Source organism: Paenibacillus senegalensis JC66 (genome assembly GCF_000285515.1).
Classification (GTDB): Bacteria; Bacillota; Bacilli; order Paenibacillales; family NBRC-103111; genus Paenibacillus_L; species Paenibacillus_L senegalensis.
Genome location: NZ_HE610958.1, coordinates 642,512 through 662,136 on the forward strand (window position 1 = coordinate 642,512; position 19,625 = coordinate 662,136).

Below are 19,625 nucleotides of genomic sequence, written 5' to 3' on the forward strand. Positions count from 1 at the left end.
CCTTCTATCGTTTGATTTATTGAAAAAGGCGCTGAGCAAAGCTGCACCTTATGCAATACTTCCTCTTTAACCTGACGCTTGGAGGTCCGCTATCCCTTGATTGAACCAATCATGACCCCTTTGACGAAGTAACGCTGCAGGAATGGATACAGCGCCAGAATCGGCACGCTGGAAACAATAATCAGCGAATATTTGATTAACTCCTTATATTGCTGCTGTTCTACAATCAATTCCGGATCGACGAGGCCTCCTGTCGCCTGTGATGCCTCCTGGCTGGCAACCAGGATGCTGCGGAGAATTAGCTGCAAGGGATATAACGATTGATCCTGCAAATAAATCAGCGCCGGAAAGAAGGAGTTCCACTCCGCCACAGCGTTGAACAACGCCATAACCGCAATAATCGGTGTCGACAAGGGAACGACAATGCTGAAGAAGAAGCGGACTGTAGAGCAGCCGTCCATTTGAGCAGATTCCAGCAGTTCATCCGGTATCGTGGTCTGGAAAAAGGTCCTCGTCACAATCAAATGATAAGCGGAAACCGCAGACGGGATAACAACTGCCCAAATGGTGTTGATCATGCCCAAACTTTGCACCAGCAGATAAGTCGGGATTAGTCCTCCGCTAAAAAACATCGTGAATACAATAGCGAACATAAAGAAATTGCGTCCGACCAAATCTTTTCTCGAAAGCGCGTATCCTGCAGTTATTACGAGCGAGACTCCAACGAATACGGAGAGGATGACATATAGCAGTGTATTGCGGTATCCCCTCCATACCTCTTTGTTTTCCAGGAGAATTTCGTAGCCTTTCAGAGTGAAGCCCTGCGGCCAAAAGGTAACCTTGCCCGAGTTGACGGCTGTCGGCTCACTGATGGATGAGATCACAATGAGATACAGCGGATAAAGCACGATTAAGAGGATAATCGTCAGCACAGTATAGTTAATGGCATCAAACACTTTGTCACTCTTAGCCCTCGCGATTTTAGACACGGCTGCACCTCCTAAAACAAGCTCTGCTGTTTAATCTTCTTGGCAAACTGGTTCATCATAACAAGCAGGATGAAATTAGCGACATTTTCAAACAAACCGATCGCAGCCGCATAACTGAATTGAGAACCAATAATCCCTGTTTTGTAAACGTAGGTCTGAATCACTTCCGAGTTCGAGATATTCAATGCATTCTGCATTAGCAGCACTTTTTGAAAGCCAAGGGAAACAAAATTGCCGATATTTAAAATAAGCAAGATCATAATGACAGGCATAATTCCGGGAATGTCGATATGGAGAATTCGCTTGAATTTGCTGGCGCCATCCATCATAGCCGCCTCATGCAGCTGAGGATCAATCGAGGTTAGGGCTGCGAGATAAATGATCGCACTCCAGCCTGTCGTTTGCCAGATTTCCGAGCCGATATAGATCGTCCTGAACCACTCGGAATCTCCCATAAAATAGATCGGCTGACCGCCAAACAGCTGAATCAAATTATTAATAAAGCCGTTGGTCGGCGATAGGAAAATAAAGAGCATACCGACCAAAACAACGACGGAAATAAAGTGCGGAGCATATGTAACGGTCTGTACGAATTTCTTGAATCGGGTATGAGTTACTTGATTAAGCATAAGTGCGAAGATAATCGGTATGGGGAAGGAGAACAGCAGCTGATACAAGTTAATTAATAGGGTATTCTCGATCAAATTCCAAAACTGATAGGAGTTGAAAAATCGTTCAAAGTGCTCAAAGCCCACCCAGCGGCTCCCCCAAATCCCATGAATAGCCATAAAGTCCTTGAATGCAATCTGCAGACCATACATCGGTATGTATTTAAAAATAAAGAAATAGGCCAGCGTAGGGAGAAGGAACAGGTATAACTGCCAGTTTCTTGTGATTTTTTTTAACTTGTAAGAAAAGCTGTTGTTCTTGAATGGTTGTGCGCTTACAGTCTGAGATGGTTTAGCCATAAGTATTTGATCCTCTCCTCCTATTTGGTATTACGCGCACTTCTTAGAAAAAGCTATCACCGTGCTTAAATTCGCTTAATATTCTGTAGAAAGCGCTTCCATTTGCTGAGGCTATCCTATTGCTTTGCGGCTTCCACTTGCATATAAACCATTACTTTGAAAATGTTCGCTGCTATGAACTAATACTTTGGGACGTTCACTGATATGAACTAATACTTTATGAACTAATACTTTGGGACGCTCACTGCTTATAAACCGTTACTTCGATACGTTCACCGCTTATGACCATTATTATCGATTTAAAGCTCGCTTCGCTGTTATTAAAGATAGGATTAAATATCCAATGTTAATCCATCGTAGGCGCACACTACACCCATATCTTGAAAAATTTCGTTCATCTCGCGATGGGTCAGGCAGTGCTTATGAGTAAAATGCGTAGCGTAAACAGGCGTATCGGAGGTGATCGCTTTAATTTCTTTCATTCGCTCCAACATTGTACGGACGCCATTAATGCTTAAATGTCTGGTCTGCCCTGCGGCAAAGGACGTATTAACACCTACAGCACACTCTATGATAAGCTGGTCAAGCTGCACCCCTTCGAGATACGGCCAAACTGCATCCTCGTAAACCGCAGTGTCTGAAGCAATCAGCACCTTCTTCCTTCCATCATCAATCAGATAGTTCACCGCATCGCCAACAGCTTGCATATGAGTAGCTTTGAGCGCGGTAACCTGGTAGGGAGGCAGGTCGAGGTGATCAAAGGGCAGTACCGGCTTTCGCGCAAGAGCTATCCTCTCATCTCTAATTCCTGCGGCATCCAGCAGCATCATGACAGACGGCGGTGCGGCAAAAACAAGTGTCGGCATCTCACTTTGCTGGAAGCCGAGGCGCCGCATGCTTAAGTTCTGCGGATAGAAATGATCATGGTGACTATGGGTGACCAAGGCATACTTCAAATTTCTTAAATGCACGTTATGCATAGAGCACGCCACCATTAAGTCAGCTCCCATGTCCACGAGCATGTCATCGTTGATTAAATAGCTGCATCTCTTCCGCTTGTCATAGCCCCCATGTTCCCTGGCATATTCGCATCGGGGGCAGTCACAATACGGAGATGGAATTTGGTCTGGCCCTGCTGTTCCCAGGAAAGTAAGTTTCATTGTCGATCCTCCTGCGATCTAGTGTCGTTTGAATCAAGATATGTGATCCGGATTGTACCGCGCCTGAAGCGGGGCTCGCTAGCCGAAGGAGCCATAACCCTGGGAGAAGCTCCCCTAATGGGTAAGCTCCTCCTGCTGCAGATGGGCGGTGCAGTTATAAAGAACATAATCCAACTGAGTTCCGACCTGCTTTAAAATCGTTACGGAACAATTGTGAACCAAATCGTTGCAATCGGTAGTTTCCGGGCAAAGCTCATGAAGGGTCTGGATCAGAAATTTGCCGTGAGTGACGACCAGCACTCTTTTACCTTTGTATTTTTCAAGGACCTCTTTAACAAATGCGACGCCCCTGGCCCGCAATTGCTGTTCGGTTTCTTCGCCGAGATCGAGCGTCCCCCAGTCCTTCCCCCATCGCTTCACTCTTTCTTCCTCAATCGTTCCTTCGATTTGTCCGCGAGAGATTTCACGAATCCTTTGGTCGTAGATGATCGGCATGCCGACATAAGAGGCAATAATTTCAGCAGTCTGTCTTGCACGAAGCAGATCGCTGGAGATCAACACATCCCACTCTTCCTTCGCCAGCCTTTTGCCAATCGCCTCAGCCTGCTTAAACCCAGTGGCATTCAATGGATTATGAGAATGGCCCTGAGCTCGCTTCTCAATATTCCATGCCGTATTTCCGTGTCGAACAAAAGCAATTGTTGTCATGGTTTCACTCCTGATTATTTCGCTAGACGCCTACTTGCCGTTATCCGTATCTCCATCCAAATTAGATAACCCCCATTATAATATTCTGATTGTAAACCCGGGGTTAAGAATACTAGCTGTTTAGAGCGGAAATAGGAAAGCAAGGATGCGGCATTTTGTTTCGGACAGTAGCAGCCGATTCAACCGATTAAATCTGCCTCGTTCGGTACAAGACCTGGCAGTGGATGAATGCCCCTCCTCCGGACGCGGTCACTCTCCCTTTTAAGCAAATGATTTTACATCTCATGATAGGAAAACCAATTTCAATTGTCCATACACCAATCTGCGTAGAACATATACTTATTTTCCATCACCCATAAAAAACCCATCAGAAATAACAGCAATATCCTACTATTTACGACATCTTAACAATTTGTCTATTACGGGCATATCCTCTCTTGCTATTCCCCGAACCTTTTCCCGCTTAATGTCCGGGCTCTTGGTTACAGCCTCTGTATCACAGGTTCGGGGGTGCGGCGGTGACGGGCGTGGATGACGGGTTAGGCATTTCGGCATGCCGAAATGCCAGTTCGGGGAATTTCCCCAAACCGGCAAAAGGCAATTACCTGCAAGTTCTCTAACGCTCGCCATGGTCCTTATTTTGTTCAGATCGCAGTTTTTTAGGGGCTTTTTGTCACAAATAAGAGCAGTGGTGAGCGTTAGAAATAAAATACCTGCTTTTTTAAGCAAATAAGAGCGAGGGCGAGCGTTAGATCAAAATCACACCGTACAACGCAAGAGATCTTGCATAGAAATCTTGCATAGAAATCTTGCAAAAAGTTTTACATAGAGATTTTGCATAGAGATTTTGTATAGAGATCTTACATGGAGGTCTCTCGGGACTTTCCCGCCTGCACCCAGTAGTTACATCCCGTTAACATCCAGCAGAACACTACAGGTACAATTTCTCCTATTCCTTATCAGGTACTGCTTATATGGAAGAAGCGAATAACCTGCAAATCTCCATCATGATCCAGAAAAAGCTTAATGGCATTTTGCTTATTCTGATAGACTAATCCGTCTTCGCCCACGAAGTCAGGTTCACCCATTGCTTCCGCAAACGCTTCCCTAGTTATTTTGAGCTCCTGTCCATCTATCCGGATGGTGCCCGCCGCTGGATCCACTGCTACATAGCGGACAAGGTTTCGCTCAATACCGACCTCCATATTTGGATAATAAAGCACTTCTACATCGGTCAGAAGCGAATCCTCCACAATGGAACCCGGCTCTCCAAGCTTCTCCAAAACCTGATCTTTACTATCCCAAAGAGTTATCCCGTTTACCGACTGCAGCGGAAAACGCTGCTTATGTTGAAATCCAGAGGTTTCGCGAATCAAGCCCGCTCCCCGGTCCTGCTCATTTAGCTCATTTAGCTCGTTTAGCTCATTCCACTCGTTCCGCCCGTCCTGCTCGTTTCTCCCGTCTCTCTCGTTCCGCTCATTCCACCCACTTCTCTCATCCCGCCCGTCCCACTCATTCGGCTCTTTGCTGTTATACAAAGGGGCGCCGTGTGATTGAATCTCCGCATGAGCGATCGCTGCCTCATGTATAAACTGGACAGTAGGATTGCCAGCCCCGGACGGCCCGATCGCCCTGCTTACATTTTCGTGACCGGCTGTCTGTTCAGGCATCAATTGAATATTGGGGGCCCCAACCAGAAGCAAGGCCACAAAGATAGCGGATAGGCTGTAAAATTTCCTCATAGTCCGAGCCTCCTAGATGCTGTAGTAGATTCCTGCTTGTCCTGTAGCTACTCTTTCCTTTTACTACTCTTTATTATTAATACTCTTGCCTTTATCTCTTGCCTTTATCTCTTGCCTTTATCTCTTCCATATTACTTTTCCCTCAATTTACTCTGCCCCTATTACTCCTTCGGTTTCACTCTGTTCCTAATTACACCCTCCTACATCACTCTATCCCATATCACTCTGTCCCTTATTACACCGTCATACGTCACTCTGCCTCATATCACTCTATCCTTTTTACTCCGGCCCATATCTCAGTCTCATACTACTCCGTCCTATATTACTCTTTCCTAAATATGGATTATTATGCTGTCCCTATTTTTAACCACGTTAAGGAATTGCGAATCAACCAAAAAACCGTCTCAGCCAACGCTGGACGGCCTTCAGTCATGTATCGTCGCGAATTCTGCAAAGTACTCACTCCTGCAAGCAAAGCCTATGCTCACTTGCTGGCAAAGACTCTACTCCTTGCTGGCAAAAGCTCTATCCGATTCGCTCCAGAGCCAGCTGACTGCGTGGTACAAACAAGCCTGATTTTTTTTCATTTTCACGATATATGACTTGTTGAGCGCCCACTACAGTTATGGATTCCTCCTCCGGCTCCCCGATGACACTGCCATCACGGATGACCGTGCCCTCGCCAATAATGGCTTTATATATTTTTACATTGCGCCCAATCTTGACATTAGGCATAATTACGCTGTGCTTAATAACGGAATCTTCTCCGACTTCCGTCCCGCAGGATAGCACGGACCGATTAATCCGGCCATGAATACCGCAGCCTGAGTGGATTAATGAACGTCTAACAATCGCGCTGGGGGCAATGTATTGCGGCGCTTCCCGGGTTCCATTCGTATAAAGCGGCCACCCCTCCTGGTTCATGCTGAACAAGCTGCCGTTTAACAAATCCATGTGAGCATCCCATAGGCTATCCACCGTACCGACATCCTTCCAATATCCTTCGAATGGATAGGCATACAGCCGGGCATCGCTAGCCAGCATTGCGGGAATGATATCCTTGCCGAAGTCATGCGAGGAATAGGGCTGTTTACGGTCCGCCAGAAGCACTCGTTTCAACACTTCCCATTTGAAAATATATATACCCATGGAGGCCAGGTTGCTCTGCGGCTCTTCCGGCTTTTCCTCGAAGTGAACAATTCGCTCTCCGCTTCCCGTAGCCATAATGCCAAATCGGCTCGCTTCATCCCACGGCACCTCTCTGACGGCGATAGTGACATCCGCATTCGTTTGTTTATGCCACTCCAGCATCGGCCGGTAATCCATGCGGTAAATATGGTCTCCTGACAAAATAAGCACGTGTTCCGGCTTACGCTTCTCCAGGTAATCTATATTTTTTGCTATTGCATCTGCTGTTCCCTCATAGGCGGAACAGTTCCTTCCATCGGCTGCGAGCAAGGAGATTTCTCCGCCATCTTCTTCCCACAGCTTCCAGGAGCTTCCGTCTCCTATATGACTATGGAGCGACTCATATTTATATTGAGTCAACACCCCTACCGATTGCAGTCCGGAATTGGTACAATTGCTCAATGCAAAATCGATAATGCGGTACCTGCCGCCAAACGACACCGCCGGCTTTGCCACGTGAGAAGTCAGAACGCCCAGTCTACGTCCTTCTCCACCTGCTAGTAACATAGCTACGCACTCTCTTCTTTTCATCTCTATCACCTTTCTTCTGGTAGTCTACTATTGAATCTAACCTTGGCAATTCCATCAGAAAGAAGCAAATGAGTATACTTGACCCTGGGCCGTTATACCTTCCGTTTTTCAGCCTGAAATCCAGTGAAGCCAGGCCAAGCTGCTTTTAGCTTTCCAAAATGTAGTCTGTCTCATATGCTTACACATCTTTCTAGCCTCTTAAACTATTGCCAAATAAATAGGCCAGTAGAAAGGGATTCTTCTGACGTACCAACCCGCCTTTCCTCCTAATGTTTTGACACACCTTGCCATGATTTTTGAGTTATGTTTTAATCATGGTCTTCTGCACCTTTCCAAGAAGAGATAGCATGGAAAGGATCTTATCCCCTTTCTAAGAATAAGCTGCGAAGGTCTCTTTCATAGCACAATCCATATATATGCACCCTGTTCTTGTCTTACAATTGAAAAATTTACCTTTAATTCGACAAAATTTTCACACATTGTCATGCTCTTCCATGTATCTTTGCTAATTGCTCTTTATTGACAGCTTGATATCTGCGGAACGTTTCCGCCACCTTGCTGCGCCGATCAGGGTCTGCCTCTACGATAATTAGAATGTTGCCCTCGTCTACGAATTGGCTGTAATCTTCCGCGTCGGACTTGGCTATTCCAAGAGCAATCAAGCCACCGACCAGCCCGCCGGTGCCTGCGCCGATTACCGCTCCTGACAATGCGGCAGCGATAGGACCGGCAGCGATAATGGGTCCCACACCTGGTATGGCCAAGGCTCCCAGGCCTGCCAGCAAGCCTGTTACTCCGCCAACGATACCCCCAGCTGCTGCTCCGGTAGCGATGCCGTCCTCGGCCTCGCTGGCGGTTTGTTTGCGAATGGCCTCTTCTTCTTTTTTGCGCTTAGTAATAACCGATATGTCACTGGCACGGTAGCCCTGCTTCTGCAGCTCGTCGATTACCTTGATAGCATCTTGTTCCGACTGCAATACACCTACAACCTTGTTAGTTTCCATACATTCTCCTCCTCACTCGACCAATTGTGATAAATGAAATTAAACAACGAACTACACTTATGACCTTCTAGGACTTTCTTGATCATACAGAGAGCCCTCCTGATAAGTTGTATAGAGCTACTTACCCTCTCTGCCTCCCCGCAAAACTCCCGGGTGAAACCCTGGCAACTAATCTCCCGGATGAAATCCTGTCAACTAATGGATTGGCATTGACCAATGAATTGGCATTGAAATTAATCATTTCTGAACATAAATATGGGGGATGTCCGAAATGTAGAGGATGTTCCAAAATTTGCAGCTCAGCCCGATAACAAAAAAAATTCAAACCGCAAGAACACTGTAACAACAGCATTCCTGCGGTTTGAATTTTGGTGCATAATTTACTCGAAAATAGCGGCCGTTCTGGACAGGCTTGAGGAACCAGCCTGCATTTTAGGTTCCAGTGTTCTTATTACGGCCAGGACTGAGCATAGCCCGTTCAATTACTTCACCCAGCTTATGCAATTGGACTGGCTTCATGAAGCAGTCAGAGACGAAATCCGGCAGCGGCTCCTTAAGCTGCTCCTCATTCGCAACCTGCATAACTAGACAAGGGACTGTGCCTTTGGCCGCGAATGCCTCCCGCAGCTTGAAAGCAGATTTCAATAAGCTGTAGTCGGCCACAATGAGATCCGCATCTTCTTCCTGAAGGAGGTCTGCGGATAATTCGCTGTTAACCTTCACCTCTCCACAGCCGAGCTCCTCCAGCATGTACTTAAGAAGCTTGCGATTAATTTCATCACCGTCAACCACTGTGACCCGCAAGCCGTTGTCCCGCTGTGTGTCCACAGCCTCTTGCCGGGCAGGATTCTGCTGCTCTTCGAGATAAAAGGGGGCCAAACGGATTGTGAAGCGGAAGGTGGCGCCGGATTCCTCCGTATCAACAAGCTCAATAGACCCTTCCATCAGTTCCACTAGCGTTTTGCATATAGCCAGACCCAAACCGGTCCCCCCGTACTTACGGCTCATAGAGGAATCCAGCTGGGAGAATGGTTTAAACAGCTGCTCCCTTTTCGCTTCGGCAATCCCTATTCCGGTGTCCTTCACTATAAACTCGATCTCCAGCTTGGACTGTGCTCCCGAAGCTTGGTTAACCATCAAATAAACTCCACCGGTATTAGTAAATTTAATAGCATTTCCAATTAAATTGATTAAAATCTGGCGCAGCCGGGTAATGTCTCCCAACAGATAAGCTGGAAGCTGTGGATCGATATAATACTTCATTTCGAGGTCCCTTTTTTGGGCGGTAAACAGATCAAATGTTTCGGATATACACCCGACCAATGAAAAAGGCTCCTCCTCCAGCTCCATCTTCCCGCTTTCTATTTTGGAGAAATCAAGAATATCATTAATAACCGCCAGCAGCGCATCACCGCTTGTGCGGATAATCTCGGCCAGCTCCTTCTGCTCCGGGTTGAGCTCGGTTTGCAGCAGCAGATCAGTCATCCCGATTACCCCATTAAGCGGCGTCCGGATCTCATGGCTCATTGTTGCCAAGAAATCCGATTTGACACGGGAAGCGATTTCAGCTGCTTCCTTAGCTCTGACCAGCTCCTGCTCAGCCTTTTTGCGTTCGGAGATGTCACTTACCGTACAGGCAAATAAGTGATCCATACCAATGAAAGCTTCACCTATCCGAATCTCCGCATAGAAGGGCTTGCCGGATCTCGTCGTTAATTGAAGCTCATTGATTTTACCAATATATTTTTCACTAGCAGTATCATCCTGATCATCAATCAGCGGCTTTAGCTCGGGGACTAACCGGGTGACAGGATACCCGACAAGCTCTTCCTCCTCAAAACCGAATATCGTCAGGACCGCAGGATTCACCGTCAGAATAAGACCGCTCGCGTCAAAAGTGAACATCGCATCGATTGAAGTATCTCCGATAATTCTGGCATGAGCCTCCGCTTTGGTCAGACTCAATGTTGTAAGCAGCAGATCCTGATTCGTTTTCTCCAGCTTGCGCGTCTGCTCTTCCAGCAGCTGTGTTTGCTTTTGCAGCTTTTTGTTACTGATGAACAGTCTTACGAATCCTTCAATCTTGGATTTTAAAGTCTGCGGCACGAAGGGCTTGACCATATAATCAATAGCCCCGACCGAATAGCCTGTGAAGTAATGCTCCGCTTCTTTACTAGTCGCCGTAATGAAAATAATCGGAATATCTTTAGTACGTTCACGGGCTTTAATAAAACGTGCCGTCTCAAAACCATCCATTCCCGGCATCTGCACATCCATTACGATAACGGCAAAGTCATCTTTCAACAGACAGCGAAGAGCCTCCTCCCCGGAATTCGCGCGCACCAGATTATAATTTTCTTCAGATAATACCGCCTCCAGGGCAAGCAAATTCTCGGGATGGTCATCTACCAATAATATATTGATTGATTCGGTGATCTCCATTTGCCCACTCCTGTTCTTATTATTTTACTTTGCGGTACAATTTTTCCCTGCTGTCCAGCACTTCATAATTTTCGGCATGCGTAGTGAAATTAATCGATTCCCGGTTACCCAAAGCAAGCACGCCGAATGGCGTTAAGCTTTCATAAAAAAGCTCGTGAACCTGATCTTGAAGCTCCTTATTAAAATAAATCAGTACATTTCTGCAAAAGATGACATGGAACTCGTTAAAAGAGCGGTCTGTGACCAAATTATGCTGGGCAAACACCATGTTTTCTTTCAGAAAAGGGTGAAAGGTCACCGATTTTTCCGTTGCTGTATAGTATTGAGAAAAGGATCCGGTTCCCCCTGCCTGCAAATAATTTTTGGTATAATCCTGCATCTTTCGCAGAGGGAAGGTTCCGGTTCTGGCTTGATTAATGACATCCTCGCTGGCATCCGTAGCATAAATCCGCGACTTGTGATACAAGCCTTCCTCGTGGAGCAGAACGGCCATAGAAAAAACCTCTTCTCCCGTGGAGCAGCCGGCATGCCAAATTCGGATAAAGGGATAGGTGTGCAGAAGCGGCACAACCCTCCGCCGGAAGGCCAGAAATAATTCAGGATCCCGGAACATCTCGGTCACATGAATCATCAAATCTTTCATTAAAAGTCTCATGCATTCCGGGTCATGCAGTACTTTGTCCTGCAACGCGGAAATGGTTTTGAGCTTCATAGCATGGATACGGTGCCAGATTCTTCTGCGAATCGAGTTATAGGCGTAATTGCGAAAATCATAGCCATACAGCCTGTAAATACCTTCGAGAAGAAGCTGAATTTCGACCTTTTCCCGATCCTCAAGCTCTTCCATAAACTCAGGCGAAATCGTAATAACCCCCTAATTGTACAACCATACTTTGAGCAGGGAAAACAGCTGATCCGTATTTATCGGCTTAGTGATGTAATCGGAAGCCCCTGCTTCAATGCATTTACTGCGGTCTTCCTTCATCGCCTTGGCCGTCAAAGCAATGATTGGAATACGCTCAAACTCCGGGTTTTCGCGGATGCGCTCCATCGCTTCATATCCGTCCATTTCAGGCATCATGATGTCCATAAGAATCAGGTCAAACGGCTCCGACTCCTCCATGATGCGAAGCGCCTCAGCCCCATTTTCCGCAAAAGTCACCTTAATCTTATAGCTTTCCAGCACACTGGACAAAGCAAATACGTTGCGGATATCATCGTCCACCAACAGAATGCGTTTGCCGCTAAAGCTGCTTTCTTTTTCGTGAAGATCCTCCAGCATTTTTCTTTTGTCTTCCGGCAGGTTGGCCTCTACCCGGTGCAGGAACAATGCAGTTTCATCGAATAACCGTTCCGGTGACTTTACGTTTTTAATGATGATCGATTCCGCGTATTTTTTCAGCCGGATTTCATCGGATTTATCCAGCTCTTTGCCCGTATAAATAATGATCGGGAGATCCTTCATGTCCTCATCCTCACGAATCTGCTCCAGCAGCTCGAATCCGGATATGTCGGACAGCCCCAGATCAAGCACCATACATCCGTATTGCTGTCTCCGCAGTTCCTCCAATGCGGCACTGCCGGTAGATACAGCTGTAATCTGAACATCCTCGTGACCGATCAATTCCACGAGGCTGTTGCGCAGCTCATCATCATCCTCTACGATTAACAGCTTCTTTTGGTTCTGCTCCAGAAACGCCTGCAGATCTGCGAACGCATTCTCCAGAGATGCTTTGGATACCGGCTTCTGCAAATAAGCCAGCGCTCCCATCGTCAGGCCCTGCTGCGGCTCATCCACCACAGACATAATGTGGACCGGGATATGACGGGTCTCCATATTATGCTTCAAGCGGCTGAGCACCGACCAGCCATCGACTACCGGCAGCTGGATATCGAGAATAATCGCATCCGGTTTATGCTGCTTCGCCAGCGCCAGTCCCTGGTCTCCCCTTAAGGCTGCGAGCACTTTAAAACCGCGGGAACGTCCCATATCCATAATGATGCGGGCAAAATTCTCATCATCTTCAATAATAAGCAGAACTTTATCCTGGGGTTCCAGATCATCCCGGTCGTCGTCCAATTGATTGTCAGACCAGTCTGTCTCCGGCGCTCCCTGCTTCGTAAGCAGGAACGGCTCAGGCCCGCTCAATTTCGCCTGCTTGGCCGTTGCCGCTGCCTCCCTCCACACCTGACGGACCAAATCGACTGATTCCAGCTCCACTTCCCGCGCATTCTCAGGCAGATAAAGAATGAACTCGCTGCCCTGGCCCTCCACGCTGTTCACGGTAATGGTACCGCCCAGCAGTCTGGCCAGTTCCTGACTGATGGATAAGCCTAAGCCGGTGCCTCCATACTTGCGGCTCGTCGTTCCATCCGCCTGATGGAAGGCTTGAAAAATCAAATCAAGCTTATCCTCGGCGATGCCGATTCCGGTATCTTTGACAGAGAAGGCAATCATCTTCCCTTCATTTCCCGCTTCCTCACGGAAAGGATGCTCCTCAGTTGCAAACACATTCAACCGGATCTCCCCTTTTGCCGTAAACTTAAACGCATTGGAGAGAAGGTTTCGGATAATTTGCTCCAAACGGTGTGGGTCCGTATAAATACTGCTCGGCACATCTTCCGCTATCGTTACTTCAAAAGCAATCTCATTCTTGTTAGCGAGCGGCTCAAAATTCCGCTTAACATAGGCCTTAAGCCCATGAATGTCATAAGATTCCAGGTTAACATCCATGCGGCCGGCTTCTACCTTGGACAGATCGAGAATATCGTCGATAATCCTGAGCAGATCACTGCCGGAGGATTGGATTGTAGTAGCAAATTCCACCTGTTTGTCGGTCAGGTTGCCTTCTTTGTTATCAGATAAGAGCTGAGAGAGGATTAGCAGGCTGTTCAAAGGCGTCCTCAGCTCATGGGACATATTGGCAAGGAACTCCGACTTGTACTTGGATGTCATCGCCAATTCCAGCGCCTGCCGTTCAAGCTCCGCCTTCGTCTGTCTGAGCTGATGGTTAAACTGCTCGGTCTGCTCTACCTGACGCTCCAGTTCTCTCGTTTTCTTCAGCAGCTCATCATTCGCCTGTTCCAGTTCTTCCTGCTGGTGCTGGAGCATTTCCTCGGAACGCTGCAAGGAACGTGTTTTCTCCTCGAGCCGCTCGTTGGAGGCCCTTAATTCCTCCTGCTGTGAGAGCAGTTCTTCCGATTGGACCTGTAATTCTTCCTGCAGAGCTTGGGAAGACCTCAGCAGCTCCTCCACCCGGTTGTAGGAAAGTATGGTGTTGAACACCACGCCTGCATTCTCACATAATTGGTTCAGCAGTTCCAATTGCAATGTGCTGAATTTGCTTAATGAAGCTACTTCAACGACACCAACCACTTCATCCTCAAACGAAATAGGATAAACCAGAAGACTGACTGGAGCGATTTCCCCCAGTCCGGAGCTGACCTTCACATACTCTGGCGGCACCTCCTCCAAATGGATCGACTCCCTGCTAGCGGCGCATTGTCCAGCCAGCCCTTCACCAAGCTGAAGCTTATGTTTGACTTCCAGACCTGCCTGGTAAGCATAAGTACCCCGGCTGATGAGCACTCTCCGGTCTTCCTCTTCTTCAATGCCGTAGACAATCGCGTAACTTCCACCAATCATCGGTGCCAATTCATTGACAAAGGCCTGGTAAGCCTTTTCTAGTTCCTTAATTCCCTGCAGCTTTGTGGTCATCCGGGCCAGATTGGATTTCAGCCAGGCTTCTTCCTCACTCGCCTGGAACATCTGCTGCTCTCTTAACGTCTTCTCCTCCAAGTCTAAAGCGAGGGTGATAAATGATTCGGCCACTTCGCCAATTTCATCGTGCTTGCCGTCGCTCTCCAGCTCCCTGGCATCGACCAGACCCTTCGCGTAGCCGGTAATCATCCGGGAAACTCTGCTCAACCCGCTCGTAATGCTGCGGACTAGCCAGGTCATAATCGCAATTCCGGCCAGCAGGCCAACCACACTGATTAATAAGGTAAACGTTAAGGCGGAGCGGCTCTCATCCTGGGATAAAAATACTTCCTCATCCATACGCTGCTCGTGGTAATGAACCAATTGATGAAGGAATCCATCCAGCTGCCCCGTTAGCGAGATCCCGTATTCCTCCCTTAAGCGGGAAGCCTCCACGCGCTGGGCCAGCTCCACCAGTTCCACCGCTTCTTCCTTGTATTGAATGTATTCCCTGAAAATTCGGCTGACGTCCTCAATCAAGCGTTTTTCTTCAGCGGTGACTGAACGCTCCTCAAGCTGCTGTAAATAATTTTGCGTATTGTCCAACGAAGCATTCAAATCACGAACGGCTTCCCTGCGATTGCTGGGCTCGTTCAAAATCAGATTCACCAGCTGATTATTCATGTTATTGACTTCACTCAAAGCGTTGGAAGCCAGCTTAACCTTGGTGTAACGGTTTTGGTATATTTCATCAATATTTTTATCCATAGTAAATAAGCGAGAGGTCCCCACCCCCGCCAAGGAAATCATGAGAAATATTAAGGCTCCAAAACCTATAAACAGCTTAGTTCGGATTTTCATCCTTTTCAGCCCCCCTTGTAACGCTCAACATCCAACCAGGCATGCTGCTGCCGGGTCTCCAGCCAGGCTACTTGGTTCGCACCATGACTAGGCACATGTCGTCTTCCTGTTGCTTTCGTTTCTCTTCCGGCACCATTTGCTCGATCAAATCTTCACAGCCGCTGTTCCTGCACTCGGCCAGTTCTCTTTTTAATATCAGGCTGCCTTCCTCGCTCTCCTCTTCCAGCATTTCCAGCAGTCCATCGGTAAACAGAAAAATCTGAGCATCATGCTTATACTGGATGCGCGCCTTCTTGATTTCTATCTTCTCAAAAAGACCTACGGCGCAGCTTCCCTTGTCCATCATCTCCAGCTGATCTCCGTCATGGAACAAAAATGCAGGGGGATGTCCGGCATTCACATACTCAACTGTCTTGTTCTTAGTATCCACTACCATATAAATAGCCGTAAAATAATAATGGATAAAGCTGTCCTGATTGCCCAGCTGACTCATATAACGGTTAAGCTCCTGAATGACCAGCTCCGGATCAACGAGCTCCTTGATGGTATCCTGAAGCACGGACGAAATAAACATGCATACGAGGGATGAGGAAATACCATGCCCCATCGTATCAAGCAAAATGATGCCATAGCGACTCTCGTCAATTTTATACCAGGAGTACATATCTCCAGCCAGCTCGGAGGAGGGATAATAGTTAGCCCTGATCTCCAGCTTGTCATCATCAACGGGCTGGCTTAGCACACTTCTTTGCACCTGCTTCGCCAAATCCAGCTCATAACGAATGCACCGGTCGCGCTCAATATGCCAATCCTTCTCAAATTTGAGACGCAGCGCCACCCGGATCCGGGCCATAAGCTCAACCTTGTTAATGGGCTTCATCACATAATCACTGGCTCCGTGGTCAAGCGCCTCGGCCAGCTTGTTGGAATCCCCGAGCGCAGTTACGATAATAATCGGAATGTCCCGTAAATGCTCCTTTTCCTGTACACGGCGGCATGCCTCAAGACCGTCGATCTCCGGCATCATCAAATCCAGCAATATCAAATCAACATCGGCAGGCATCGCTTCCTCCGAATCGATCTGCAAATATTCAAATAATTCATGGGCGGAATTCAGTTTAATACAATCCGTATAACCTTCATTTTTCAATATTTTCTCAATGATCAATAAATTAACCGGATTGTCGTCCACTATCAAAATACTCATGAATGACAGCTCCCTTTTTTACGGATAGCACTACGTTTGCTCTTGCTCTTTCCGACCAGCATGTTTAGTTTAACGTAGAAGCGTTACCCTGTCCACGTAAGGGGACACCGGCAATTACTGCGCTATTTTGTCCAGATCCGGGGAGGAAACCGCTCCTATGGCCGAGAAGTATAGTTTATATTGGAAAGTAAGTAATCTGCATACAACTGATAAAAAGAAGGGATTAAAACTTAATGAATGCGATCGAAAAACGAATTAACGACCTGTATGCTTATTCTGCTTCTTTAACCCCTCCCGCGGATCTGGCCGAATACTGGGATAACGCGGTATCTTCAGCACGAAAGCATCCCCATGAAGGAGTCCGCGAAAAGCTTGCCTGGGCGAGCATGCCGGAAGCCGAAGTTTACCGCGTTACTTACTACGGATTTGATGACACTCCAATTCGCGGATGGTATTTGCTGCCTCCGGGAAGCAGTGACAAGAAGCTGCCCTGTATCGTGTGGTTCCACGGCTATCACGGCAGCAAAGGAATTCCCGATGACTACGCGGTATATCTGATGATGGGATTCGCAGTCTTCACCGTGGATGTGCGCGGTCAAGGCGGAGAAACCGGCAATCATCTGGCCAGCTCCACCGGCATGATTAGCGGCTGGATCACCCAGGGCATTTTGAACAAAGATGAAAGCTACTACAAAGCGATTACTATTGACGGGCTTCGCGCCGTCGACTGGGCAAGCGAGCAGCCGGAAATCGACGCGGAGAGAATAGCCATTGTGGGTGCCAGCCAAGGCGGCGGCCTCTCCCTCATTACTTCGGCTCTAAGCGGCAAAGCTGCGGCATGTGTAGCCAACGTCCCTAACATGTGCCATATGGATTACGGGATGCTCTACTCTACCGGCTCGCTAACAGAGCTGGCCCGCTTTGCCGATGTGTTTCCCGAGCACTTCCCGGCAATTATGGAGACGCTCAGTTATTTTGATATCGTTAACCTTGCCGATCGATTAACGATGCCTTTATTCATGAGTGTCGGACTAAAGGATACGATCTGCATGCCGGAAACCGTATTCGCAGCCTATAATCGCATCCCTTCCGGTGCCAAGCATTTAGAGGTTTATCCCTTTACCGGCCATACGGTAAACCGCCATAACAATGAACAAATGAGAGCTTTTTTGCGCAATCAGCTAACTAAGCCGCAGGGATGAATTTCGAATTTTCAGGCCACATGCTCATACAAAAGTGCTCTTACTAGAGCGTTCTTGCTAAAGAGCTTCCTGCTAAAGAGCTTCCTGCTAAAGAGCTCATCCAAAATAGCTTTAGGTATTTACCCTCTTTCTGCCGGGTTGAAACAATGTTTTTTATGTTTTGTCGAGAATATCTCGTATACTGTCAAAAGGAATGGTTGAAATCACCCGAATTTGGAGTATAATAAGAAAAAACTTTAGAAACGGATCATGCCTGTGAAGAGCATCCAACTCGGAGGCGTCTGTGACCAGAGGTAGATCACTCAGCTGGAACCTTCTCACCGCTAGAACCTTCTCACCCGGCTGAATAGATCTCCCTCCCTAAGCAGACCGGAATCGCCCCGTTAGCGGCGAAATCAAGCGGACTGAAAGGTGCTTTCCTTTCGGTCAAGTTGGGTGGCACCGCGAGCAGCGCTCCTCGTCCCAAAGGGATGAGGGCGCTGTTTGTCTTTTTACCCCCGTTCTAACCATTCTAATGCCGAAGGAGTGTCACCCATGCTGGATATTCGTCAAATTCGCGAACATGCTGAGCAATTGCAAAAAGTCGCCAACCGCAAAGGAATTACTATTAGTATAGAGTCTCTATTGACACTGGAACAGGAGCGATTGGCCTGCCTCAAGGAATGTGAACAACTGCGGGCGCAACGAAACCGTTGGACCGAGGAGCTGAAGCATTCGCAAGGAGGCGACACCGGAAGCCTCGCTCAGGAGGTTAACAGGATTAGAGCGCAAGTAAGGGAGCTCAATGAAAAACTGCGCCCGCTCGAAGCGGCGAGACAAAGGCTGGACAGCCGCTGCAAGGAGCTGATGCTCCTCGTTCCGAACCTGGTATCAGCCGATACGCCTGATGGAAGCTCGGATCATGATAACGTGGAGCTGCGCCGGGTTGGAGCGGTACCGTCTTTTGCTTTCCCGGCCAAAGATCATGTTGAGCTGGGATCCAGCCTAAAGCTGTTCGATCTTCCCAAAGGGGTAGCTGCCGCAGGCTCGCGCGGCTATTATTTGACGGGAGCGGGAGTTTATCTGCATCGCGCGGTCCAGCAGCTGGCCATTGATCTGCTGGTGAGCAAAGGCTTCACTCTGCTGGAGGTCCCCCTTCTTGTGAGAGAATCTGCCTTGATTCATACCGGGTTTTTCCCGGAGGGCAAAAGCCAGACCTACTCGATCGAAGGGGAGGATCATTGGCTGATTGGCACAGCGGAAGTGCCTCTCGTCTCCTATCACTCCGGGGATTGGCTTGATGTCAGCAGCCCTATTTGCCTGGCAGCCGCCTCCGTATGCTTTCGCAAGGAAGCCGGATCGGCAGGGCGTGACGTTCGAGGACTATACCGCGTTCATCAATTCTCCAAGGTGGAGCAGGTTGTCATTTGCCGTGCTGATCTCAGCGTTTCCGAAGAGATGCACGAAAAGATTACTGCTCATGCCGAGGAGCTGCTGCAGCTGCTGGAGCTTCCCTATCGTGTTGTTCAAGTTTGCGTCGGCGATATGAGCGCCAAAAATTACAAGCAATACGATATTGAAACCTGGATGCCCAGCCGGGAGCAGTACGGAGAAACGCATTCCTCGTCACAGCTGCTTGACTACCAGGCCAGGCGCTCCAATCTGCGCTATAAGGATGAGCATGGCAAAACCCGCTATTGTTATACTCTCAACAATACAGCGGTGGCCTCTCCCCGCATTCTCATTCCGCTATTGGAAAATCATCAGCGGGAGGATGGGTCGGTTTATATCCCGGAGGCGCTGCGCCCCTACCTGTATGAGTGGACCGAAATCCGGTAAGCTGGCGTCTAATGCACAGCGTAGGCCCGGCGCGGGCCCAATGCAGGCGGAGTTGCGCACCATTCCGCCCGGAAGTGCTAGCGCCGGACCGATGTAGGCGGGGTT

At 48.1% G+C, this 19,625-nt stretch carries 13 protein-coding genes; 2 read left to right on the forward strand and 11 right to left on the reverse strand.

The features are described 5' to 3' along the window. Positions 1–89 precede the first annotated feature (89 nt). The 11 genes from PSHG_RS11295 to PSHG_RS11345 form a co-directional block, all read right to left on the reverse strand. On the reverse strand, positions 90–989 hold the full coding sequence (locus tag PSHG_RS11295) for a carbohydrate ABC transporter permease (protein ID WP_010272791.1): 900 nt from the start codon (positions 987–989) through the stop codon (positions 90–92). An 11-nt stretch (positions 990–1,000) separates the two neighbouring features. Beyond that, on the reverse strand, positions 1,001–1,957 hold the full coding sequence (locus PSHG_RS11300) for an ABC transporter permease (RefSeq protein WP_010272793.1): 957 nt from the start codon (positions 1,955–1,957) through the stop codon (positions 1,001–1,003). Between the two features lie 332 nt (positions 1,958–2,289). Next, positions 2,290–3,117: an MBL fold metallo-hydrolase gene (locus PSHG_RS11305; protein WP_010272795.1), complete on the reverse strand. Its 828-nt coding sequence runs from the start codon at positions 3,115–3,117 to the stop codon at positions 2,290–2,292. Positions 3,118–3,231: 114 nt separating this feature from the next. Then, the gene (locus PSHG_RS11310) at positions 3,232–3,825 is read right to left on the reverse strand and encodes a histidine phosphatase family protein (protein WP_010272797.1); all 594 of its coding nucleotides are present in this window, start codon (positions 3,823–3,825) and stop codon (positions 3,232–3,234) included. A 959-nt stretch (positions 3,826–4,784) separates the two neighbouring features. Beyond that, on the reverse strand, positions 4,785–5,567 hold the full coding sequence (locus tag PSHG_RS29340) for a hypothetical protein (RefSeq protein WP_010272799.1): 783 nt from the start codon (positions 5,565–5,567) through the stop codon (positions 4,785–4,787). A 525-nt stretch (positions 5,568–6,092) separates the two neighbouring features. Further along, positions 6,093–7,286, reverse strand: coding sequence for a glucose-1-phosphate adenylyltransferase (locus tag PSHG_RS11320; protein ID WP_026021322.1), 1,194 nt, complete (start codon positions 7,284–7,286; stop codon positions 6,093–6,095). Between the two features lie 482 nt (positions 7,287–7,768). Next, entirely contained in the window at positions 7,769–8,290 is a 522-nt protein-coding gene (locus PSHG_RS11325; protein WP_010272803.1) for a general stress protein, read from the reverse strand. Between the two features lie 432 nt (positions 8,291–8,722). Further along, on the reverse strand, positions 8,723–10,732 hold the full coding sequence (locus tag PSHG_RS11330; RefSeq protein ID WP_010272805.1) for a hybrid sensor histidine kinase/response regulator: 2,010 nt from the start codon (positions 10,730–10,732) through the stop codon (positions 8,723–8,725). Positions 10,733–10,751: 19 nt separating this feature from the next. Then, the gene (locus tag PSHG_RS11335; RefSeq protein ID WP_010272807.1) at positions 10,752–11,579 is read right to left on the reverse strand and encodes a CheR family methyltransferase; all 828 of its coding nucleotides are present in this window, start codon (positions 11,577–11,579) and stop codon (positions 10,752–10,754) included. A gap of 27 nt (positions 11,580–11,606) precedes the next feature. Beyond that, positions 11,607–15,293 carry a response regulator gene (locus tag PSHG_RS11340; protein WP_010272809.1) on the reverse strand — a complete coding sequence of 1,229 codons (3,687 nt, stop codon included), beginning with the start codon at positions 15,291–15,293 and terminating at the stop codon, positions 11,607–11,609. Positions 15,294–15,360: 67 nt separating this feature from the next. Then, positions 15,361–16,500, reverse strand: a complete 1,140-nt coding sequence (locus PSHG_RS11345) for a SpoIIE family protein phosphatase (RefSeq protein WP_010272811.1) — start codon at positions 16,498–16,500, stop codon at positions 15,361–15,363. A gap of 233 nt (positions 16,501–16,733) precedes the next feature. Between PSHG_RS11345 and PSHG_RS11350 the strand changes: the two genes are divergently transcribed. Next, the gene (locus PSHG_RS11350; protein WP_010272813.1) at positions 16,734–17,702 is read left to right on the forward strand and encodes an acetylxylan esterase; all 969 of its coding nucleotides are present in this window, start codon (positions 16,734–16,736) and stop codon (positions 17,700–17,702) included. A gap of 534 nt (positions 17,703–18,236) precedes the next feature. Beyond that, entirely contained in the window at positions 18,237–19,520 is a 1,284-nt protein-coding gene (gene serS, locus PSHG_RS11360; RefSeq protein ID WP_010272814.1) for a serine--tRNA ligase, read from the forward strand. Positions 19,521–19,625: the final 105 nt, after the last annotated feature.